At 66.7% G+C, this 22,183-nt stretch carries 18 protein-coding genes; 6 read left to right on the forward strand and 12 right to left on the reverse strand.

The features are described 5' to 3' along the window. From AC16HO_RS03115 to AC16HO_RS03155, 9 genes are all read right to left on the reverse strand, one after another. A partial coding sequence (locus AC16HO_RS03115; protein ID WP_484335289.1) for an ECF-type sigma factor occupies window positions 1–433 on the reverse strand: 433 nt, incomplete at its 3' end. A gap of 201 nt (window positions 434–634) precedes the next feature. Further along, window positions 635–1,204, reverse strand: a complete 570-nt coding sequence (locus AC16HO_RS03120) for a cytochrome b (RefSeq protein ID WP_395642891.1) — start codon at window positions 1,202–1,204, stop codon at window positions 635–637. A gap of 16 nt (window positions 1,205–1,220) precedes the next feature. Then, on the reverse strand, window positions 1,221–2,498 hold the full coding sequence (locus tag AC16HO_RS03125) for a TolC family protein (protein WP_395642890.1): 1,278 nt from the start codon (window positions 2,496–2,498) through the stop codon (window positions 1,221–1,223). Beyond that, complete coding sequence (locus AC16HO_RS03130) at window positions 2,495–2,803, reverse strand: DUF3240 family protein (RefSeq protein WP_395642889.1); 309 nt, start codon at window positions 2,801–2,803, stop codon at window positions 2,495–2,497. Before AC16HO_RS03130 ends, AC16HO_RS03125 begins: the two co-directional genes overlap by 4 nt. Then, window positions 2,800–5,874: an efflux RND transporter permease subunit gene (locus tag AC16HO_RS03135; protein WP_395642888.1), complete on the reverse strand. Its 3,075-nt coding sequence runs from the start codon at window positions 5,872–5,874 to the stop codon at window positions 2,800–2,802. Before AC16HO_RS03135 ends, AC16HO_RS03130 begins: the two co-directional genes overlap by 4 nt. 7 nt (window positions 5,875–5,881) lie before the next feature. After that, window positions 5,882–6,940: an efflux RND transporter periplasmic adaptor subunit gene (locus AC16HO_RS03140; RefSeq protein WP_395642887.1), complete on the reverse strand. Its 1,059-nt coding sequence runs from the start codon at window positions 6,938–6,940 to the stop codon at window positions 5,882–5,884. A 75-nt stretch (window positions 6,941–7,015) separates the two neighbouring features. Beyond that, window positions 7,016–8,431 carry a sensor histidine kinase gene (locus tag AC16HO_RS03145; RefSeq protein ID WP_395642886.1) on the reverse strand — a complete coding sequence of 472 codons (1,416 nt, stop codon included), beginning with the start codon at window positions 8,429–8,431 and terminating at the stop codon, window positions 7,016–7,018. Then, complete coding sequence (locus AC16HO_RS03150; protein WP_395642885.1) at window positions 8,418–9,083, reverse strand: response regulator transcription factor; 666 nt, start codon at window positions 9,081–9,083, stop codon at window positions 8,418–8,420. Before AC16HO_RS03150 ends, AC16HO_RS03145 begins: the two co-directional genes overlap by 14 nt. Window positions 9,084–9,219: 136 nt before the next feature. Beyond that, window positions 9,220–9,744: a hypothetical protein gene (locus tag AC16HO_RS03155; RefSeq protein WP_395642884.1), complete on the reverse strand. Its 525-nt coding sequence runs from the start codon at window positions 9,742–9,744 to the stop codon at window positions 9,220–9,222. Between the two features lie 136 nt (window positions 9,745–9,880). Between AC16HO_RS03155 and AC16HO_RS03160 the strand changes: the two genes are divergently transcribed. Beyond that, on the forward strand, window positions 9,881–11,728 hold the full coding sequence (locus AC16HO_RS03160) for a hypothetical protein (RefSeq protein WP_395642883.1): 1,848 nt from the start codon (window positions 9,881–9,883) through the stop codon (window positions 11,726–11,728). 21 nt (window positions 11,729–11,749) lie between these two features. Here the strand turns inward: AC16HO_RS03160 and AC16HO_RS03165 are convergent, their stop codons facing one another. Next, window positions 11,750–12,574, reverse strand: a complete 825-nt coding sequence (locus tag AC16HO_RS03165; RefSeq protein WP_395642882.1) for a polysaccharide deacetylase family protein — start codon at window positions 12,572–12,574, stop codon at window positions 11,750–11,752. Window positions 12,575–12,742: 168 nt separating this feature from the next. Between AC16HO_RS03165 and AC16HO_RS03170 the strand changes: the two genes are divergently transcribed. The 5 genes from AC16HO_RS03170 to AC16HO_RS03190 all read left to right on the forward strand — a co-directional run bounded on the left by AC16HO_RS03170 (window position 12,743) and on the right by AC16HO_RS03190 (window position 18,684). Continuing rightward, the gene (locus AC16HO_RS03170; RefSeq protein WP_395642881.1) at window positions 12,743–13,915 is read left to right on the forward strand and encodes an acyl-CoA dehydrogenase family protein; all 1,173 of its coding nucleotides are present in this window, start codon (window positions 12,743–12,745) and stop codon (window positions 13,913–13,915) included. Window positions 13,916–13,961: 46 nt separating this feature from the next. Next, window positions 13,962–14,504: a GNAT family N-acetyltransferase gene (locus tag AC16HO_RS03175; protein WP_395642880.1), complete on the forward strand. Its 543-nt coding sequence runs from the start codon at window positions 13,962–13,964 to the stop codon at window positions 14,502–14,504. 59 nt (window positions 14,505–14,563) lie between these two features. Then, window positions 14,564–15,166 carry a glutathione S-transferase family protein gene (locus tag AC16HO_RS03180; RefSeq protein WP_395642879.1) on the forward strand — a complete coding sequence of 201 codons (603 nt, stop codon included), beginning with the start codon at window positions 14,564–14,566 and terminating at the stop codon, window positions 15,164–15,166. After that, entirely contained in the window at window positions 15,163–16,335 is a 1,173-nt protein-coding gene (locus AC16HO_RS03185) for a hypothetical protein (protein ID WP_395642878.1), read from the forward strand. Before AC16HO_RS03180 ends, AC16HO_RS03185 begins: the two co-directional genes overlap by 4 nt. Window positions 16,336–16,410: 75 nt before the next feature. Next, window positions 16,411–18,684, forward strand: a complete 2,274-nt coding sequence (locus tag AC16HO_RS03190) for a thiamine pyrophosphate-dependent enzyme (RefSeq protein WP_395642877.1) — start codon at window positions 16,411–16,413, stop codon at window positions 18,682–18,684. 100 nt (window positions 18,685–18,784) lie between these two features. Here the strand turns inward: AC16HO_RS03190 and AC16HO_RS03195 are convergent, their stop codons facing one another. Then, the gene (locus tag AC16HO_RS03195; protein WP_395642876.1) at window positions 18,785–20,230 is read right to left on the reverse strand and encodes a DUF1501 domain-containing protein; all 1,446 of its coding nucleotides are present in this window, start codon (window positions 20,228–20,230) and stop codon (window positions 18,785–18,787) included. Window positions 20,231–20,237: 7 nt separating this feature from the next. Continuing rightward, window positions 20,238–22,145 (reverse strand): DUF1800 domain-containing protein, encoded by a 1,908-nt coding sequence (locus AC16HO_RS03200; protein ID WP_395642875.1) that lies wholly within the window; start codon window positions 22,143–22,145, stop codon window positions 20,238–20,240. Window positions 22,146–22,183: the final 38 nt, after the last annotated feature.

A 22,183-nucleotide genomic window follows, 5' to 3' on the forward strand; every position in this document is an offset into this window, starting at 1 on the left:
CCACGCGCAAGCCGTCGTCGTCGCCGCCGGCGTCGTGCACCGACGGCAGCCCGGCACCCTGGTCGAGGCGGTCGAAGCTGGTGATCGCGACGTCGCCGCCGCGCTTCTGCGCACGCTGCGCGCGCGCGTGATCGACGAGCACGTGGCGCATGATCTGCGCGGACAGGCGGATGAAGTGCGCGCGGTCATTGAGTTCGAGTTCGCGCCGCTCCGCGAGACGCAGGAAAACCTCGTTGACCAGCGCCGTCGGTTGCAGCGTGTGGTCGGAGCGCTCCTGTTGCAACTGGCGCCGTGCCGCGCGATGCAGTTCGTCGTAAACGCGCGGCAGCAGTTTTGCCATCGCCTCGGACTCGCCCGCGGCGTAACGGTGCAGGAGCAAAGTCAACGCCTCGTCGGCTCTTTCATCGTTGCGGGTTGAGGTGGATTCGACCATCGGTTTCGATGCTTTGTTTGCGGCGTGGCGTGGCGTGGCGTGGCGCGGCAAGAGACCGCATCGCGGGACGCGGCGAGTGCCGGCCGAGTATACGGTGTCTTGCACGGGCCGAGCATCTTCCCGGGACGAACAGCCCGGTACCGTGCGGCACCTCGCCCGGGGAGCGCGTGGCGGATCACGGTTGCGCAGGTATCGACGTGCCTACGGGGCCGGCGGCAGCATGCGTCGCATCACGCCGTCCTTGAGCACGAAATGGTGATAGATCGCCGCAAGCGCATGCAGCGAGGCGACGACGATGATCGCGTGGCCGAGGTATTCGTGCGCCACGCCCAGCAACTGCCTGGTCGCCTTGTCGAAGATCTGCGGTTCGGGAAACGCGAACAGCCAGAAAAATGCCAATGGCTCCTGTTGCGCGATGCGCCAGCACACGCCGATTACGGCCTGCGCGACGAGCATGAGGTACAGAGCGTTCTGCACGCCGGAAGCGGCGAGCCGCTGCGCCGCCGTACCGATGCCGGGCAGGTGCGGACGCCGGAACACACGCCAGTACACGCGCAGCGCGAGCACGACGATGAACAGCAAGCCGAACGAGATGTGCAGCGCCTGCAGAAGTTTGCGCGGTGGCGTTCCGCGCGGCAGTTCGTCCCAGATCAGGGCCGATGAATACAGGAAGATCACGAACAGGACGACGATCCAGTGCAGCGCGATCGTGACCCGGTCGTAGCGCGCATCGGCCTGTGGCGGCCGTGTCGGTGGAGCTGCGGCGTTCATGGTTTCCTCTCCTCTGTCAGGAATGGTCCTGGTGTTCGATTTTGTCTTCAGGATGCCAGAGTTCGTGGCTGTCGACACGCACACGCAACGCCGCTTCGTGCGCATCGGCACGCGTGCGCAGCTCGGTCAGTGAGGATTCGGCATCGAGCCGCTCGGCCTGCAGGCGCTCGGCAAGGCCGATTTCGCCCAGTTCGTAGGCGCGATGCTGGCGGGCGAGGCTGGCCGCGTTCGCCGTGCGCGCAGCGTGCGCGGCCTGCCAGAGTTCGACCGCGACTTGCGCGCGCGTGACGTCGAGTTGTGCGTCGCGGGCGATGTCGCGGCGCATTGCCTCGGTTTCGCTGCGAGCCGCTTCGGCCGCGGCGGCCTGCGCGCGCGCCTCGGCGCTGCGCCGCGCGCCGCCGAACGGAATGCTGACGACGAGGCCGAGGCCGCGTTCCATGCCATCGCGTTCGGAAAACGTACGCAGACCCACGGTAGGATCGGGCAGGCGATCGGCATTCGCGCGTCTGGCCAACGCGTCGCGTTCCGATGCGATCTCCTCGGCCGCGCGGATTTCGTGGCTGCGCGAAACGATGCGGTCGATCCAGCTCTGCGGGGTGTCTTCGAGCGGCGCCGGCTTGGGCAGCGAGGGCGCGCGTTCGGGCAGCGGAACTTGCGGAAAGTTCGCGCGAAGCGCGAGGCGCTGCGCCTGCAGCTCCGCGTCGGCCTGGCGCAGGTCCGCCTGGGCGATGGCCAGCGCGGCGGCGATCTGGTCGAGTTCGCGCCGCGCGGCATCGCCAAGCTGCAGACGGCGCGTGATCGTGTCGCGTTCGCGCGCGAGTGAATCGTGCCGCGCGCGTGCCGCCGCGGCGGCCGCGTCCGCGCGCAGCCAGCCCATCCACGACGCGAGCAGCAAGCGCGCGGCCTGGTGCTCGGCATCGCCCTGACGCAACTCGGCGGCGGCGACGCCGTGCGCGCCGGCCTCGCGATCGAGCGCGGCCTTGCCCGGCAGGCGGATCGCCCGCGTGAGCTGCACTTCCCATTCGCCATAGCGCGCCTTGCCGTTGACCGTCGGCGCGTCGCTGACGCTGCGGCGCAGCGGCATCAGCATGAGCTGGGTGTCGTGAGGCCCCGCGGCCAGCGCGCGCGCGTTTTCCCGCGCCGCGACGACGTATGAGTCGGCTGCACGCACCTCGGCATAGGCGCCGATCGCGGCATGCGCGCGGTCGGCCGGCGGCAGGAAGTCCTGCGCTCGTGCGGGCAGCGTCGCCGCGACGATCGCAGTACAGGCCAGCCTGGAAAGACAATGAATCACCGCAACCTCCCGAACGATTCGACCGGCTCGGTCCACCACACGACTTCGCCCGAGTACACGCGCGAACGCAGGAAAGCGACGAGATCGACGGCAGCGTCCTGTGTCAGCACCATCCACAGGACGCGCCGGTCGACGCGGCCACGCACGCGCTCTTCGACCGAGGCGTGGGCGAAATCGCCGCTGTGGCCCTCGGCCTTGAACAGGGTGAAGCCGGGCAATGGCGGCTCGTGCTCGATCAGCGCCGCCGTCACCGCTTCTTCGAGCGAGGCGGCGAACACGAGATTGAGACGACGCAGCACGGTCATGACACGGTCCTCGACGCGCCGAAGCGGCGATACAGCAGAGGCAGCAGCAGCAGGGTGAGTGCGGTCGAGGTGACCAGGCCGCCGATGACGACGATCGCCAGCGGGCGCTGTATTTCCGAGCCCGGTCCGCTCGCGAACAGCAGCGGGATCAGACCCAGCGCGGTGATGCTCGCCGTCATCAATACCGGACGCAGGCGACGGCGTGCGCCTTCGCGGACGATTTCCTCGACATCGCGGCCTTGCGCGCGGAGTTGGTTGAAACAGTCGATCAAAACCAGACCGTTGAGCACGGCAATGCCGAGCAGGGCGATGAAGCCGACCGACGCGGGCACCGACAGGTATTGGCCGGTCAACTCCAGCCCGAGCAGGCCGCCGACGAGCGCGAACGGCACGTTGCCGAGGATCAGCAGCGCCTGGCGAACCGAACCGAATGTCGTGAACAGCACGAGGAAGATCAGGCCGAGCGCGACCGGCACGACGAGGCCGAGCCGCGCCGCCGCACGCTGCTGATTCTCGAACTGGCCGCCCCAGACGATGCGATAGCCGGCGGGCAACGGCACGTCGCGCGCGACCGCTGCCCGGGCCTCGTCGACGAAACCGACGAGGTCGCGGCCGGCGACGCCGCTCTGGATCAGCACGAAGCGCGAGCCGTTCTCGTGATTGACCCGCACCGGGCCCGCGGCCGGCGTCAATCCGGCGAGCATGTCGAGCGGCAGCGCATCGCCTTCTGCATTCGCCAGCGGCAAGCGTGCGAAGCTGTCGGCGTCGCCGCGCAGCGAGGCGTCGCCGCGGATCAGGATCGGGATGCGCCGATCGGGCAGGATTACCTGGCCGGCAGGCAGGCCTTCGAGCTGTGCGCGCAGTTCGTCCTGGATCGTGGCCACGTCGAAACCGGAACGGCCGGCCATTTGTGCGTCGATCGCCACTCGCAGGAACTGCACGCCTTCGCCGGTCTGCGCGATCACATCCTGCGCGCCGTGCAGTTTGCCGATCACGCCGGCGACGCGCGTGCCGAGATCGGCGAGCGTGGCGAGGTCCGGGCCGAAGATCTTGATCGCGACGTCGCCGCGGCTGCCGGTCAGCATTTCCGCTACGCGCATCTCGATCGGTTGGGTGAATCCGACTTCGAGCCCCGGAAAACCGTCGGCGACCTTGCGCAGTTCACCCGCGAGCCATTCCTTGTCGGACACGCGCCATTTCGATTTCGGCTTGAGCTGCAGGAACAGGTCGGTTTCGTTGAGGCCCATCGGGTCCAGGCCGAGCTCGTCCGCGCCGAGGCGCGCGATTGCGTGCTCGACTTCGGGAACCATGGCGAGTACTTCGCGCTGCAGGGCGAGGTCGAGATCGCGCGAACGCGCGAGGCTGATCGACGGCAGCTTCACTACCTGCATGAGCAGGTCGCCTTCGTCCATCGTCGGCATGAACGTCTTGCCGGTACCGAGATACGCGCCGATGCCGAGCACGAGCGCGGCGCCGGCGCCGGCATAGGCTATCTTCGGTCGGCGCAGCGCGGCGTCGAGCAGCGGTGGATAGAGACGATCGATCTGGCGCATCAGCCACGGCTCGGCGTACGTTTTTTCCCGGAGCAGTGCGGACGACAGCACCGGCACGAAGGTCAGCGACAGCAGCAGCGATCCGGCGAGTGCGAACACGATCGTCAGCGCCACCGGCGCGAACAGGCGGCCTTCGAGGCCTTGCAACGTGAGCAGCGGCAGGAACACAAGGCAGATGATGAGGACGCCCGAGGCGACCGGCACGGCGACTTCGCGCACCGCGGCGTAGATGCGGTGCAGGCGAGGCAGACTGGCGCCTGCGGCGCGTGGGTCGAGCCTGCTCACCGTGTTCTCGACGACGACGACGGCGGCATCGACGAGCATGCCGACTGCGATCGCGAGACCACCGAGGCTCATCAGGTTTGCGCTCATGCCGCTGACGCGCATCATCAGGAAGGTGAACAGCGCGGACAACGGCAGGATCAGCGATACGACCACGGCCGCACGCACTTCGCCGAGGAACGCGAACAGCAACAGCACGACGAGCATGGACGCCTCGATCATTGCGCGCGTCACCGTGCCGACCGCACGATCGATCAGCGCGCTGCGATCGTAGAACGTTTCGATCGTCACGCCGGGGGGCAGGCTCGTGCGCAGTTCGGCGAGGCGCTCGCGTACCGCGGCGACGAGGCGCCCGGCATCGGCTCCGCGCAAGGCGACGACGATACCCTCGACCGCTTCCGCCCTGCCGTCGCGCGTGACCGCACCGTAGCGCGTCAATGCATCGATACGCACTTCGGCGACATCGCGCACATGCAGCACCTTGCCGTCGTGTTTCGAAAGGACGATTTCACCGAGATCCTCCGGCGTCTTCACCGCGCCCTCGGCGCGCACGATCAGCGCGACCTCGCCGGCGTCGAGCCGGCCCGAGCCGTCGTTGCGGTTGTTGCGTTCGATCGCATCGGCCAGCGCGCGGAAGCTGAGTCCCGCCGCAGACAGCTTGCCGCGGTCGGGAATCACGGCAAAGCTCTTCGCCTCGCCACCTAGTGCGTTGACATCGGCCACGCCGGGAATCGTGCGCAGCGCCGGGCGCAGCGTCCAGTCGAGCAGCGCGCGGCGCTCGGCGAGGCTCAGGCCGCCGCCCTCGATCGTGAACATCAGCATGTCCGACAGCGGCGTCGAGATCGGCGCGAGGCCGCCCGAGATGCCGTCCGGCAGGTTGGGCTGCACGCCCGCATAGCGTTCGGCGACCTGCTGGCGCGCCCAGTAGATGTCGGTGCCCTCGCTGAAGTCGATCGTGATGTCGGCGATCGCGTACTTGGCGACCGAACGCAGCACGGCCGCGTTCGGCAAGCCGAGCAGTTCCATTTCGATCGGCGCGACGACGCGCGATTCGACTTCCTCGGGCGTCATGCCCGGCGCTTTGAGGATCAGCTTGACCTGGGTCGGCGCGATGTCGGGATAGGCATCGATCGGCAGCGAACGCCAGGCGATCGCGCCGGCGATTGCGAGCGCGATCGTGCCGACGACGACGAGCAGGCGTTGGCTCAGCGCGAATTGGACGAGGCGACTCAGCATGATCGCCTCACTGATCGTGCAGAGATTTCAGCGTGCTCGCGCCGCTGGTGACGATCGCATCGCCCGGCTTGAGCGCGCCGCGCACGATTGCGTTCCGCGCGTCCGCGCCGAGACGCTCAACCCGCACGCCGGCGTAGCGTTGGCCGTTGGCGACGAAGACCAGGGTGTGCTCGCCGTCGGGAACGAGTGCGGCGAGCGGAACGCGCACGCTGCCCGGTGGCGCCGGCAGTTCGAGCCGCGCGCTCGTGCGCTGCCCGATCAGCCAATGTTGTGACGCCGGCAGACGCGCGCGCAGACGTACGCTCTGGCTACCGCTTTCGGTGGCCGCGGCGACGGCGACGAGACCGGCGCGTGCGCCGTCGGCCATGATCACGGTCAGACCCGGCGTGTACGCGGCGCGGTGTGCGACCGGCGCCTGCAGCACGACGTCGACGGCGTCGTCCGCAGCGAGCAGGAAGGCGGGCTCGAACGCAGCGACGACCTGACCCGGCGCGATGCTCCGGCGCACCACGCGGCCGACGACCGGCGCGCGCAGTTCGTACTCGCCGGCAGCGGCATGCGCGGGCAGCGCAACCTGGGCGAGCGCGCCACGCGCCTGGGCCAGGCGGGCCTGCGCATCGCGCGCCCGCGCCCGCGCCTCGTCGGCGCGCGCACGCGAGATGATGCCCTCGGCGAGCAGCGTGTCGTCGCGCTCGGCCTGGCCGTGTGCGAGCGTCGCATCGCTGCTGCTGCGTGCGAGGTCGGCTTGCGCTGCGAGGAAATCGCGGCTCTGCACGCGCGCGAGCGGCGCGCCGGCGGCGACGCTCGCGCCTTCGTCGACGGCAACACTTGCGACGACGCCGGCGAACGGCGCGCTGATCGTACGCGCGGATTCCAGCGGCGTGGCGATTTCGGCAGGCAGGTGATCCAGTGGAATGTGCTCCGCGACGGCGGCCGGCTCGGTGCGAAGGCCGAGGCGTTGCGCCTCGGCGGCATCGAGTTCGATGTCGGCGGCCTGCGCCGCCAGCGCGCCGACGACCAGGCAGGCGAACGTCGATGCGCGGCAGGCAAGGGAGAAACGGGGCATGGGTACACCATCGGCAGGATTCACGATGGCGACGATGCCGCGGTCAGCTTTGGTGAAGCTGTGGGCGACGCGGTTTCAGAGCGGTTTCAACGCCAGCAGCCGCGCGTGGAAAGTTTCGCGTTCGAGAGTGAAATGCAGTTCGAGCCCGAGATTGCGTGCCAGTGCGAGCGCCAGCGCGAGGCCGAGGCCGGCATGCGCCGCGGTGCCGCCGGAAGGCGATTTGCGCCAGAAGCGCTGGCCGACGTGGCCCAGATCTTCCGCGGAGAGATTCGGGGCCGGATTGGCGACGTGCAGCGTGATGGCACCGTCGTTCCGCGCCTCGACGCCGATGTCGACGCGGCTGCCCGCCGGTGCGTATTCGATCGCGTTGCGCAGCAGGTTGGAGACGATGCGTTCGAGCGAGCCGACGTCGGAGCGTATCCACAGGTTCGGCGGACATGCGCACTCGAAACGGATGTCGCGTTCGCGGGCGTAGGTGCCGAGCGCATCGAGCAGGCTCTCGAGCAGCGCCGACAAGTCGAGTGGGTCGAACGCGGGGTGGGCGAGTCCGGCTTCGTGGCGCGCGAGCATGAGCAGTGCGTCGATCGCGCGCTGCATGCGCTCGACCGCGCCGATCGACGCGGCGAAGGCGGCGCGGGTTCCCTCGCTGTCGCCGGGGGTGCGTACGGCGGTTTCGATCGACGTGCGGATCTCGGTCAGCGGCGTGCGCAGTTCGTGGGCGACGTCGCGGGAAAAGCGCCGCTCACGTTCGATCGTTGCGTAGAGTTTGTCGAACGCGGTGCCCAGCGCACGCGCGAACGGTGCGAGTTCGCGCGGCAACGGCTCGGCGGCGATCCGCGCGGGAGGCTGCGTGTCGTCGAGCGTCGCGATGCGTTCGCCGAAGCGCAGCAGCGGCGTCAGGCCACGGCGCACGGCAAGCAGGGCGATCAGAACGGCGAGGGCGAGGGCGAGTGCAATGCCGCCCATCAGCGTGTAGTGGATGCGTCGTTCGAGCCGGTCGTGCGGTTCGCGCTCGGTCGCAACGACGAGCATTCTGCGGTCGCCGCCGGCCGTGCGCGACTCGAGCATCGTCGCCACGGCGCGGCCGCCGTGGCCATCGGGAAGGGTCATGTCGAAGTACAGCGGCGTGCCTTCGGCGGGCGTCTGCGGCGGGCGCGCGAGCGGGCGATCAGCGCTCGACGGCGAGCGCGAGCGGCTGGTTCCGTCGGCATTCCAGACTTCAAAGAAGTCGGTGTGGCCGGGAACTTCGTATTCCGGCAACAGGCGGCCCAGCTCGCCGAGTTCGGCGGGCCCCGGGTGGGTGTCGAGAAACGCCGAGATCGTGTGCGTGCGTTCGAGCAAAGCGCTATCCATGCGCGCGTAGAGCTCGTTGTCGACGAGGCGGTCGAGCACGAGAAACAGCAGCACGAGGATGAGGCCGAGCGCGACCGACAGCTCGATCACGAGCCGGCGTTGCAGCGAAGGTGCCCGCGAGGGTTCAGGCGACGACATAACCGAAGCCGCGCCGTGTTTCGATCAAACCGCCTGCGCCGCATTGCGCGAGCTTGGCGCGCAGCGTGCTGACGATGACTTCGACGGCCTTGTCCGAGGTTTCGCTCGCGCCGTCGTAGAGGCGCTCGAAGATTTGTGTGCGCGACAGCACGCGGCCGCGCTCGCGCAACAGCAGTTCGAGCAGGGCGAATTCCTTCGGCGTCAGCTCGAGCTGTGCGTTGCCGCAGCGCACGCCGCGCGTGCGCGGGTCGAGTTCGATGCCGTTGTGGCGCAAGGTCGGTTCGGCCTGGTCGAGCGGGCGCCGACGCAGCGCGCGCAGGCGTGCGAGCAGTTCGTCGAAAGCAAACGGCTTGACCAGATAGTCGTCGGCGCCGGCGTCGAGTGCGGTCACGCGGTCGGCGACCTGGTCGCGCGCCGAGAGCACGAGCACGCGCGCGGCATCGTTGCGTGTGCGCAGATTGCGCAGCACGGTGAGGCCATCGATTTGCGGCAGCATGAGGTCGAGCACGACGAGGTCGTAGTCGAAGCTGCCGAGATACGCGAGTGCGCACTCGCCATCGGGCGCGTGGTCGCAGGCGTAGCCCTCCGCGCCGAGGCCGCGCATCAGGGCCTGCGCCAACGGCAGCGAATCCTCGACGATCAATACCCGCATCTGCGGTTTTCCCGTGGCCTCGTTTCTTCGCTGCGCCGAAGTGCAATCCGGCGGGCGCGGCGCAAAGCATGGTCCGCCGAGCTTTGGTCTTGCTGTGGAGCGGGCTTGCGGTCGCGGCAATCGTTGCGATGGGTTCTCAGAACTCGCCGACCGCATGCGCCTTGGCCAACAGCGCGCGGCGGAACGACTCGGGCAGCGGCTTGTGCCAGTTCACGTAGAGGTTTTCGTATTCGGTCGGAATCCAGCCCGCGGCGACCGCGACTTCGCGCGCGCGCGGATCGCCCGTGTAGCCGAAGAATGCATCGCAGCAGTCGGCATAGCGCTCGAACGCATACTTGAGAATGAGATACCAGGTGCCGCCGGCCGCGTACAACGCGTCGCGTTCGTGCGCCTGCATGCGCTTGACCGCGTCGCCGTTGCTGCACGAGCCGCCGGACAGGTAGATGTCGCCGAACGGGCGCATGTGCGAGTAACCGAGCACGTGCGTGGCGCCATCCGCGTCGCGATACAGCGCGACGATATGGCGCGGAAAATCCGGTGCCGGATCGTTGAACTTGCGCCGGAACAGCGCGCCGACGAGAAATTCGGCATCGTCGATCTCGGTGATCGTGAGGAAGCCGCGCAACGATTCGGGCAGGGTGTGCAGGGCGGAGCGGAGCATGTGCGTGGAACCTGTCGAGGCGGAGTGGCAAAGGGTAGCGGACCGGCGCAAGATTCCCAACCCCGTACGTGACGGCGCGACGCGGACGGCGCGGCGAATCGGTTAGGATGCGGCAACTTTTTCCCGTGGCGCTTCGATGTCAACTTCATTTGCCCGGGCTTCGACGACGGCTGCCCCCGCGCGGCAACTGTGCGGTTGGCGCATCGCCGGCCTGGCCTTCTGCTGCCTGATGCTCGCGCTGCATGTCGTCGCGGGCTACAACTCTGCGGGGGTCGTGGATTTCCGTCGCGATGTCTACTGGGCCACCGTGATCGCCTACGGAGAAGGCTTTCCATGGTCGGGACCGCCCATCTACCAGCTCGTCGAACTGGGGCCGTGGTGGTACTACCTGCTCGCGCCGGTGCTGCGCCTGGGCGGCAGCATCGCGGTCGCCGCCGCCGCGGTGCAGGCATTGGCCGCGCTGAAGTATTTCCTCGCATTGCGCCTGGGCACGCGCCTGCTCGACGCGCGCTTCGGCGTCGCACTCGCCGCTGGCATCGCGGTCACCGGTTGGGCGATCGCGCCGCTGATTTTCCCCAGTCATCCGGCGGTGGTGGAAACGACGCTGTGGCTGCTCGCACTCGCGGCGTGGCGCTGCCGCGACATTCTGAGGCCTGCGCGTGCGCTGCTGTTCGGCCTTGCCGCCGCGGCGTGTGTGCACGCGCATCCGACCACGGCGACCTGGATCCTTGCGGCCGGGCTGGTGTTGCTGTGGCGTCATCGCAGTTGGCACGCGCTGGCCATGCTCGGTCTGGCTGCGCTCGTGGTGGTGTTGTCGCTGCTGCCGCCGTGGCTGGACCCGCAGCCGCTGGCAGTCGGCATGCGCAAGGCGGCCGAAACGTACGCGAGCCACGATCTCGCGGTCGATCCTTTCGGTCGATTGGCGCGCCTGCTCGCGGGCTTGTTCGTCAACGGCGAATGGTCCGGCCTGATGATGATGACGCCGTGGAAGCTGCCCACGGTGCGCCTCGCGTGGGCTCTGTACTGCGTTTGCCTGGCGGTGGCGTTTAGCGGAGTCGCCCTGTTGCCGCGCGTACTGCGGCGCGCGTTCGGTATCGCGATCGCGGCGTTGGTTTTGCAGTGCGCCTTCCTCGTGTTGGTGCGCGCGAACATGCCGATCTGGATGCTGATGTCGGCGCTGCCTGCGCTGGCTTTTGCGCTGGCGCTCGGCTGGTACGGCTGGCTGTCGGCCGCGCCGGCGTGGCGCAGGGTGTTCGGTGCCGTCGCGCTCGGCGTGCAGGTGGCGCTGTCGCTGGCGACATTCAGCGTTCTGTTGCGCGACATCCGTGCGTTGCGCATCATGCCGGACGCCAATCCCTACGTCGACGCAACGCAACGTGGCGCGAGCTACATGCGTGTGCCGATCGCATTTTTTCCCGCGCGCAAGGTCGATGCCTTCGCTGCAATCGGCTGTGCGCCGATGACCTTGCACGGACGTCTGGCGGCGTTGCTGGAGGCTGACTTCGCGGTGCCGTTGCGCATTGCCTGCGGGCGCTGGCCCGACCTGCGTTTTCGTGGTGCGGACGAAGCGGGTGAACACTTGCTCGGCATCGAGTCGGCGGCGGCCGCGAAGACGACCATCGCAGCGGATGAAACGATCGCAGGCATGGCGATCTATCACCGGATCCGTCCGGTCGGCCCGGCCACCGGGACGCAGCGTACGCAACTGCGCCGCATGCAGGTCGTGCCGGAAACGCTGCGTTCCGAGGCGCGGACCTGGGCGTTCCAGACGCACCCGCGCGATGTCGTTTCGCTGACCGGAGTTGCTGCCGACGCCGTCGGCACGGCCCGTGCGGACGGGCGGCCGGCGAAGCTCGTCTATGCGGTAGGCAACCAGTTGCTCTATGCCTGCGATGCCTGCGCCGGTAGCGTTGCCGTCGACTGGGAAATCGCGATCACGCAGCCGACCTACAACCTCGATATCGTCGTCATCGAAGCGGAGTAGCTCGAAGCGAGCGCTTCGCGTTCAACGCGTCGTCGTGTCGCGCAGCAGACGTTCGAGTTCGGCCGGCGTTTTCCAGTGGTGCCCGCAGACATAGCGCGGCAGCAGCCAGCGGTCGGCATCCGCCTCGACCGGATGCGGCTCGCCGGTGAAGGCGGCACGCAGACGATGCTCATGGCCGTGGTGCGGAAAATATTCGCGCACGAGATAGTCGTTCCATTCGCCGTAGGGGTAGGCAAACAGCGTGCTGCGACACGGCGCGAGATGTGCGTCGAGCCAGTCGGCCGCCGCGCGGATCTCGGCATCGGCGTCGACGTGGCTGGCTATCGTGCTGAACGTGCCCTTGCGTTGTTCGTGCTGCACCGTATGCGGCAAGGTCGCGTGGTTGTGGTCCCAGCTGTGGTTTTCGATTGCGATGACGCCTTCGCGCGCGGCCTCGCGCCACCAGTCGTCGCGCCACCAGCCGCGGCCGGCCATGCAGGTGACATCGAGCACCGCGCGCGCCGCGGGCGAGACGATGACGAAGCTGGTCATGTGGGCGCAGCGTCCCGTTGCCCCACTGAAGTCGCGCAGGATGCCGGCGAATCCGCGCTGCGGTCCGAAGTGGGGATGTTCCATGTCGTGCCAGTCGAAGTACGAGCCGTCGTCGCAGGTCAGCGCGACCGCGCATTCGACGCTGGACGGCGCCGCCTCGCCCAGCAGCACGTCGACGACCTGCGCCGCCGAAACGATGCGCAGGCCGAGGCGTGCGATCGTGCGCAGGTCGTCGGCGAGGGCAACGTGATTGTTGCTCGCGTAGTCGCGACCGAAGATGTTGGTCGCGTGATAGGTGAGAATTGGTACCTTCATGTTGCGGCAAATCTGGATGGTGACTCGACCAATGACGGCCTCATAGAATACCGGCTATTGCCGACGGCTTCGCCGCCGCAATCCCTGCCGCCGTTGCAGCTGACAGCTTCGCTGCAGCTGGACGTCGGCGCGCGTCGTTCGTTTTTTCGGAATTTCCTGGAGTCATATATGGCCGCCGTTGCGCTAAACCCTGTCGATCTGTACGACATCCGCTCGCTGCTCAGCGAAGAAGAACGCATGGTGCAGGACACCGTCGCGCGTTTCACCGACGAGCGCGTGCTGCCGATCATCGGCGACTGTTTCGACAAGGCGCGGTTCCCCGCCGAACTCATTCCCGAGATGGCCGAACTCGGCCTGCTCGGCGCGACGCTGCCGGCGGAGTATGGCTGCGCCGGCATGAACGGCGTCAGTTACGGCCTGATCTGCCAGGAGCTGGAGCGCGGCGACTCGGGCCTGCGCAGCTTCGCCTCGGTGCAGTCCTCGCTGTGCATGTATCCGATCTACGCCTACGGCAGCGAGGAACAGAAGCAGCAGTGGCTGCCGCAGATGGCGCAGGGCAAGGTGATCGGCTGCTTCGGCCTGACCGAACCGCACGGCGGTTCCGATCCGGCCAACATGAAGACGCACGCGAAGCGCGACGGCGGCGACTGGGTCATCAACGGCGCGAAGATGTGGATCACCAACGGCAATCTCGCCCACATCGCCATTGTCTGGGCGCAGACTGACGACGGCATCCAGGGCTTCATCGTGCCGACCAACAGCAAGGGTTTCGCCGCACAGGAGGTGCACAAGAAGATGAGCCTGCGTGCCTCGGTGACCAGTGGCCTGTTCTTCGACAACCTGCGCGTGCCGGACTCCAACCGCCTGCCGAACGTGAAGGGCCTCAAGGGCCCGCTCGGTTGTCTCACCCAGGCGCGCTATGGCATCACCTGGGGGCCGATCGGCGCCGCGATCGCCTGCTTCACCGAGACCGCCGAATACGCCAAGAACCGCATCCTGTTCAAGCGTCCGCTCGCGGCGAATCAGGCGGTGCAGGTCAAGCTCGCCGACATGGCGCGACGGATCACCCTCGCGCAGTTGCTCTCGCTGCAGCTCGGCCGCCTCAAGGACGCGGGCAAGATGCAGCCGACCCAGGTGTCGCTGGCGAAATGGAACAACTGCCGCATGGCCATCGACATCGCGCGCGAATGCCGCGACATCCTCGGCGCCGCCGGCATCACCACCGAGCATGGTCCGATCCGTCATGCGCTCAATCTCGAATCCGTAATCACCTACGAAGGCACCGAGACCGTGCACCAGCTCGTGGTCGGACGCGAGGTGACGGGGATCAACGCGTTTTAGTTTTTTCCTTCTCTCGTCAGCGGGAGAGGTGGGCGGTGGAACACGTATGACGACTGCCGTTGCAACCATCGAAACCACCCGCCTGCTGCTGCGCCCGATCGCGCGCGAAGATTTCGATGCCTGGGCTGCGTTCATGGCCGACGAGGAATCGGCGCGCTTCATCGGCGGCGCGCAGCCGCGGGCGGCTGCGTGGCGAGGTTTCCTGACCATGGCCGGCGCGTGGACGATCCAGGGGTTTTCCATGTTCTCGGTGATCGAGAAGGCGAGTGGTCGTTGGGTCGGCCGCATCGGCCCATGGATGCCTGAAGGCTGGCCCGGCACCGAGGTCGGCTGGGGCCTTGCGCGCGAGGCGACCGGCAAGGGTTTTGCGACCGAAGCGGCGACGGCCGCGATCGATTGGGCGTTCGCGAATCTCGGCTGGTCCGAGGTGATCCACTGCATCGAGCCGGCCAACACGAAGTCCGCCGCGGTCGCGGCAAGGCTCGGGTCGCGCCGGCTGCGCCAGGCCGCGTTGCCGCCGCCGTTCAGCGACAAGGTCTGCGACATCTGGGGCCAGTCGCACGCGGAATGGATGGCGCGCAGGCGTTGATGCGCGCGCTCGTGCGCGGCAAGATTGACGCGCGGAATCGACTGCAGGAGAGACGCGGCATGGTCACCGTCTACGGCATGAAATCCAGCGGCAACTGCTACAAGGTGCAGTTGTTGCTCGAACAGTTGCAACGCCCGTATCGCTGGGTCGAAATCGACAGCGCGCGCGGCGAAACGCGTACGCCGCAATTCCTTGCCAAAAACGCCAACGGCAAGGTGCCGCTGCTCGAACTCGACGATGGCCGCCACCTTTGCGAGTCGAACGCGATCCTCCACTTCCTTGCCGAAGGCACGAACTACCTGCCGGCTGACGCGTGGCTGCGTGCGCAAGCGCTGCAGTGGATGTTCTTTGAACAATACAGCCATGAGCCCTACATCGCCGTCGCGCGCTTCATCTGCCGCTGGCTGCCGGCCGAGCATGCGCGCCGCGCCGATCTTCCGCGCCTGCTCGAGCGCGGCGCGCAGGCGCTGGCAGTGATGGAGAAACATCTTGCCGGGCGCGAATTCTTCGTCGGCGACGGCTACACGATCGCCGATATCGCGCTGTTCGCTTACACGCATTGCGCGGCCGACGGCGGCTTCGATCTGACCGTATATCCCGCGATCTGCGCCTGGCTCGCGCGCGTGCGGGCGCAGCCGCGTTTCGAGCGCATGCACGCTTGAACGGCTTGCGCAAGCGCGGGTGGATCTTGCGCGTCTGCGCGCGCGTCGCGCCGATATTGCTCGTGTTCATCATTGCGGATTTCGCGTTCGCGGCCGGCGTACCGCCGCGGCTCCCGCTCGTCGTGCGCGGTACATCGCCGACGCGCCAGTCTCCCTACGCCGGCCCGTTGCGCGGCGGCAGCAATTTCCTCTGGTACACGCTGGGGTCCGGCTGCGATCGCGAGCCCTACGGCATTGTGCCGAACTACCATCATGCCGAGGTGCGCAGCCAGGTGCGCGCGCAACTCGCGGCGATGTTCGCCTCCGGTCAGGCGCGGCTGAGCCTCGGCGTGTACTTCGCCCACGGCGTGCCGACCGGGACGGCGATCGACTCGAGCGATCCCGCGGCGGTCGCGCAGGCGGCGCAGAATGTCGCGGATTTGCTCGCCGACGTGAAGGCGGCAGGATTCCACGGCGCGCTGTTCCGCTTCTTCCCCGTCGGCACGATCTATCCGCCGAACACGGATTTCGATCCTTCGCTGATGAACGAATACTGGAGCTTCATCCAGACGATCCGTCCCGCGCTGGTGAATGCGCAGTTGCCGTATCTGATCGATCTCGGCGTCGAAGCGCTGCCGCGGGACTCGGACCTGCCTTTCATCCCCGATCCGTGGAAGTATCCGCGCAACACGAACTGGAGTCGCGCCGTGCGCACGCTCTGGCAGAGTTACTACGCGGCGTACGGTGCTGCCGACACGATAGGCTTCTCTTCGCTGACCGACGACGATGCCGGCACGATGCGCTCGCGCGTGCGCCACATGCGCTACGTCTACGATGTCGGCGGCGGCAATCCGCGTTATCCGGCGACGTTCGCGATCGACGTGTACGGCGATGCGAGTGCGAACGAAGCGGTCAAGCTCACCCAGTTCGACCAGGCGATGCGCCGGGAAGACCCGAACGGCTCGCTCGGCTGGCGCGACGCGCCTGTGATCGTCGCTGAAACGTATTACGACGATCCTGTATCCGCCGAGAACCTTGTTGCGGCGATGAAGAATACCGGCCGCAAGGTGCCGTTTCTGACCCAATGGCCGCTGGACCGCGGCAGCGGTGCGTCGAGTGGAGGCAATTGCGCCGCGACCAACGTGCTGCCGCCATTCACCTGGAGCGTGTACGGCCACTATGGCTTCTGATTCCGGCCAGATTGGCCCTGCGCGTTGGCGCAGGATTGCCCTAAAATACGCGCCAATCTTCCCCGAAATCGCACCATGAACGCCGTCGCCGCCCCGATTCCCGCCCGTCACAAGAACGTCAACCGCGCCGAAGTCTGCGATGCGAATTTCATCGAGTTCGTACGCGGCTGGAACGGCACGGTCGCGGCGCACGACGCACGCCCTTCGGCGCCGATCACGGCGGACAGCCTGTGCACGCGCGAGGATTTCGCACAACTGTTCGATTCGCAGCTGATCAGCCGCCACCTCGACCTGATGGCGCGCGTGCTGCGCGTGAAGAACAAGGTGTTCTACACGATCGGCTCGTCGGGCCACGAGGGCAACGCGATGGTCGCGCGCCTGACCCGGCATACCGATCCGGCGTTCCTGCACTATCGCAGCGGCGGCTTCATGGCCGAGCGCTTTCGCAAGCTGCCGGGCATGGACCCGATCATGGATTCGGCGCTGTCGTTCGCGGCCAGCGCGGAGGATCCGGCTTCCGGCGGTCGCCACAAGGTGTGGGGCTCGAAACCGCTGTGGGTATTGCCGCAGACCTCGACGATCGCCTCGCATCTGCCGAAGGCACTTGGTACCGCCGTCGCGATCGAGCAGGCGCGTCGCATCGGCCACAAGTTGCCGGTGCCGCAGGATTCGATCGCGATCTGCTCGTTCGGCGATGCTTCGGCAAACCATGCCACTGCGCAGACCGCATTCAACGCGGCCGCATGGACGGCGTACCAGAAATTGCCCGCGCCCGTGCTGTTCGTCTGCGAGGACAATGGTATCGGCATTTCGGTGAAAACGCCGACCGACTGGATCTCGGCGAGCTTCTCGCAGCGTCGCGACCTCGACTACTTCCACGCCGACGGCCTCGACATCGCCGCGGGCTACGAAGGCGTCGCGCGTGCCGTGCACCACTGCCGCACCACGCGCCGGCCGACCTTCCTGCACCTGCGCACGACGCGGATCATGGGCCATGCCGGCACCGACTTCGAAATCGAATGGCGCAGCTTCGAGGAACTGATGATGGTCGAAGCGACCGATCCGCTGCTGCGCAGTGCCGCGATCGCGCTCGAAGCCGGCCTGTACACGAAGGAACAGCTGCTCGCGCGCTATGAAGACTTCCGCGCGAAGTGCTTCGCCGCCGCGGAGCAGGCCGACAGCACGCGCAAGTTGACCTCGCTCGCCGAAGTCGTCGCGCCGCTCGCGCCGTACACGCCGGACAAGGTAAGCGCCGAGGCGCAGCGCGTCGACTACGAGGCGCTGCGCGTGAAAGTGTTCGGCGGCGCGGACAAGCTGCCGGAGAAGCTGCCGCCGCGCCACCTTGCGATCCAGATCAACAACGCGCTGCACGACCTGTTCGCGAAGTATCCCGAAGCGTTGCTATTCGGCGAGGACGTCGCGCAGAAGGGGGGTGTGTACACGGTGACCAAGGGCCTGCACAAGGCGTTCAAGAACGCACGCGTGTTCAACACCCTGCTCGACGAGACGATGATCTTCGGCCTGGCCCAGGGCTTCGCCAACATGGGCATGCTGCCGGTTCCCGAGATCCAGTACCTGGCCTATTTCCACAACGCCGGCGACCAGATTCGCGGCGAGGCGGCATCGTTGCAGTTTTTCTCGAACAACCAATACAGGAACCCGATGCTCGTGCGCATGGCCGGCCTGGGCTACCAGCGCGGCTTCGGCGGGCATTTCCACAACGACAACTCGATTGCCGCGCTGCGCGATATTCCCGGCCTCGTCGTCGGCTGCCCGAGCCGTGGCGACGACGCGGCGACGATGCTGCGCACGCTCGCCGCCCTGGCCAAGGTCGACGGCCGCGTGACGATCTTCCTCGAACCGATCGCACTGTACATGACCAAGGACCTGTACGCGGCCGGCGACGGCGAATGGTCGTTCGCCTATCCGCCGCCGGGTCAGGCGATGCCGTTCGGCGAAGGCCGCGTTTACGACGGCAACGCCAGCGACCTGGTCATCTTCACCTACGGCAACGGCGTGACCATGAGCCTGCGCGCCGCGCGCGAGATCGAGAAGGCGCAGGGCTGGAAGGTTCGCGTCGTCGACCTGCGCTGGCTGGTGCCGCTCAACGAGGCATACATCGCCGCGCATGCGAAGTCGGCCAAGCGCATTCTCGTGGTCGACGAAGGCCGTCACAGCGCGGGTGTAGGCGAAGGCGTGATCACTGCCATTGCCGAGGCGGGCTTCGGTGCGACGCCGTTCAAGCGCGTCGTCGGCGCCGACACCTACACGCCGCTCGCCGGCGCGGCCTTCCTCGTGCTGCCGGCCGAGGCCGACATCGTCGCCGCGGCACAACAACTTGCGAAATGAGGGCGTGCGCGAGACTTGTTGCCGACGAAAGTCGTCGGCATCAGCTATTCGCGGCGGAACGTGCCGCCGTCGAGCGACCGGCTGACACCTGATTGGCGGCTCAGACGAAGCCGAGGTTCTTGACCGAGAAGTTCGTCAGGTTGGGGAAGATCAAGGCGAGGTCGCTGGCGGAGAGGCCGAACCAGCCCGCCAACGTTGCGGCGTATTGGTCGACGGAGGTGGTCGGGATGATCTGGCCGTAGCCCGCATCGTTCGGGTTGCTCTTGGACAGCGCCAGGCTCGGCATGGCTGCCGTGCCGGTGTAGCTGGCGTTGTCGCCATAGAATCGCCCGCCCGCCACGGCGCCGCCGACGACGAGATGGTGCGAACCCCACCCGTGGTCGGTGCCGTCATCGTTGCACGACAGCGTGCGGCCGAAATCGGATGCGGTGAATGCCGTCGCTTTCGAGGCGAGGCCGGCACTGTTCAGGGCCCGGTAGAAGCCGGCCATCGATCGCGACAGTGTGCCGAGCAGCACCGGTTGTATCGGCAACTGCCGGTCGTGCGTGTCGAAGCCGCCGGTCGAGACAAAAAACACCTGGCGTTTCTGGCCGGTGTAGCCGGCAACGCCGTTGTTCGCTGCCCAGATCAGCTTGGCCACGGTCGAAAGCTGGCGATCCACGTCGGAGCTGCTGATGTTCGGGAAGAAGCTGTCGAATTTGGGCATGCCGGTCGCGTTGATCGCGGCGTTGATCTGCGCGGCGGTGTTGACCGAATGGTTGATCTGGTTCGCATATGTGCGCTCGAGCGCGTTGGCCTGGGTGCCCGCGGCACGCAACGCATCGAACACGCTTTTTAAGTTGTTCGGATTGGTGTCCCATGAATCGGGGATGTCGATCGTTGCCGCATCGCCCGCGTTCATGATGTAGTTGTTGCCGCTGTCGCCGCGGATGAAGGCGTCTTCGCCGGCCAGCGAGTTGAGCATCGGCAGCGTCGATGTGTTCGCGCTGGCGATGAGATCGCAAATGCGGCCGCCCCAGCCGGTGATCGGAGCGTTGCTCGGCGGCGAAGATTGCCAGTACGCCTGCTGGTCATTGTGCGAGAACAACTGCGGCGGCAGGGCGGCCGTGCCGTTCTGGTACTGCGATTTGGTCACCGGCTGTACCAGTGTGCCGACGTTGGCGACGATCGCCACCGGGCTCGACGCCTGGTTGAACAGGGTCTGCAGGTCGGTCATTGCCGGATGGAATCCGTATGTGCCGCCGTCACCGGGCGAACCGGCGCCCGAGCCTGGCGCATTGAGGGCCAGCAGCGTGTTCTGGGCAAGTGCGACTTTTGGCCGCACCGTCTGGTATTGGGCGTAGTGCGCGTTGTCGGTAGGCACGACCATGTTGAATGCGTCGTTGCCGCCGTAGAGGAATATGCAGACCAGCGCCTTGTAGTCGCTGAAGGAATAGCCGCCTGCCGCGGCGTGCACGAGCTGCAGATTGCCGAGTGCGGAATATACGCTCGCGCCAAGTGCGGCGTGCGCGGTCTTGCAAAGGAATTTGCGCCGATCGAAATTCATGTTGCGCTCACTTCTGGATCGCGTATTCGGGGGAGGTGAAGATCAGGTACAGCGCGCGCTGGATGCGGGCGATGCGCCAATCCTGGGTGCTGCTTCCCCAGTAGTGATCGATGCGGTTGAGGTAGTTGAGCAACGTCGTCCGCATGTACGTGGACATCTGCCCGCCCATGAAACGAACGTTGTAGGCATCGACGAGGCGGTCGGCGGGATCGGCAGGGCCGCCCTGTCCGCTGCCGGCCAGAGCGAGGTCGCGCAGGTGGTCGATCGCGACGTTGCCGTAGTCGTCGTTGCTGTTGCAGGTGTCGCGGATGTCCAGCCACATCGCGCGCGGCAGCACGTCGTTGGTGACGTCTGCGATCTGCGAGTCGGTCGTTATCTGGAACTCTGGGCCGAACAGGTTTTTCAGCACCATCTCGCCGGGCGGGACGAAATTCGGGCGGAAAAAATTGAACACCGAGTTCGCATACATCACGCGCTGGTTGAACAGGTAGTCGGTGGACCAGGCCGAGTACCAGCCGGCGTAGCGATAGGGCTGCGAGGAATAGTGCTCGGTATAGACGCTGCCGTTGCTGCGCGTCACCACCTTGTTGTGTCCGCAGCGATGCTGCGCACCCATCGCGCGCCAGATATGCGCCATGCGCAGCAGGGGTTCGCGCAGCTTGCCGAAGCTGTCCGGGGAGTTCTTCGCCCCATTGCGCGCCTCGTCATCGAGCACGATCGCGCTGATCACGGCCTTCAGGTCGCCGCGTACGCCGTGGCCGTTGTCGTTAAACACCGCCGCAACGCGCTGCACGTATCCGGGCGAGGGGTTGCTCGTGACCAGGCGCTGGATCAACTGTCTGCCGATGAACGGGCCGACATTCGGATGATTGAAGATGTTGTCGAGAGCGAACTTTAGATCGCTTTGCGGCGTGCCGCCATCGACGAGCAGGCCGCCGTTTACTGCTCCGGGGTAGCTCAGGAGTTGCTTGCCCGACAGATCATCAGGCGTTCGCGTGCCGTTGTCGTGATAGTTCGCGAACGCGACCATCGGCTGCTGCATGTTGGCGCCAGTGGTCCAGTTGACGTCGCAGTCGCTGAAGTTGTTGTGCGCGGCGGGATTGCAATCGGCCCAGTTCCAGCCGGTGAATACATGCGCGAATGCCTTGACCGTATTCTGCGTGTAGGTCGGTATCGGCTGGCCGCCGGAAAGCTGCGGCGAACCGTCCTGGTTCAGCAGCACGAGGCCGACGGTGAACAGCTGATTCACCTCGCGGGCGTAATTTTCGTCGGGATGGATGTTCTTGGTCGAGTCCGTGCGCTGATTGCTGAGCATGTTCAGGTACACGCCCATCGCCGGACTCAGGGTGACGTCCTCGAGCAGTTGGCGGAAGTTGCCGAACGCGTCGTTGACGAGGACATCGTAGTAGTACGCCTGGCCGTTCGGAAATTGATCGATCAGCGTGGTCTTGGTCGAAACGACGAAGATTTCCGACAGCGCGAACGCCACGCGCTGGCGCAATTGGTCGCGGTGGATCAGCGTGTTGTTGCCCGGGTCGGGTCCGCCAAGTGCACCGAGCCACCAGGCTTCGACCACGTGATTGGTTTCAAGGTCTTCGCCGAGGGTGCCCTTGACCCAGCCCAGGTAGTCGAGCATGCGCGTCGGCGGTGCCGCGAATTGATCGTCCAGCCATGACAGGTAGCCGAGCTTGACCAAGCGCTGGATATCCGCGTCGGTGGGCCCGAATGTAGTCTGGGCGAGGAAGCGCGAGGCCTCGGCCGGAGTGCCGGAGATCCAAGGTTTGATCAAGAACAACGAGTCTGGTTGGTAGGTCTTGCCCGCGGCATGCGCCGTGCCCAGGAAGAACGTGGCAGCAGCAAGTGGCAGCGCCACCCCGCGCCACCAGCGCGGTGCAAAGCGAACGGTTTTCGACATGGACATTTTTCCCCGGCCAATTGCCCGAATCTAGCCGA

The sequence above is a fragment of the Rudaea sp. genome, from assembly GCF_057139185.1.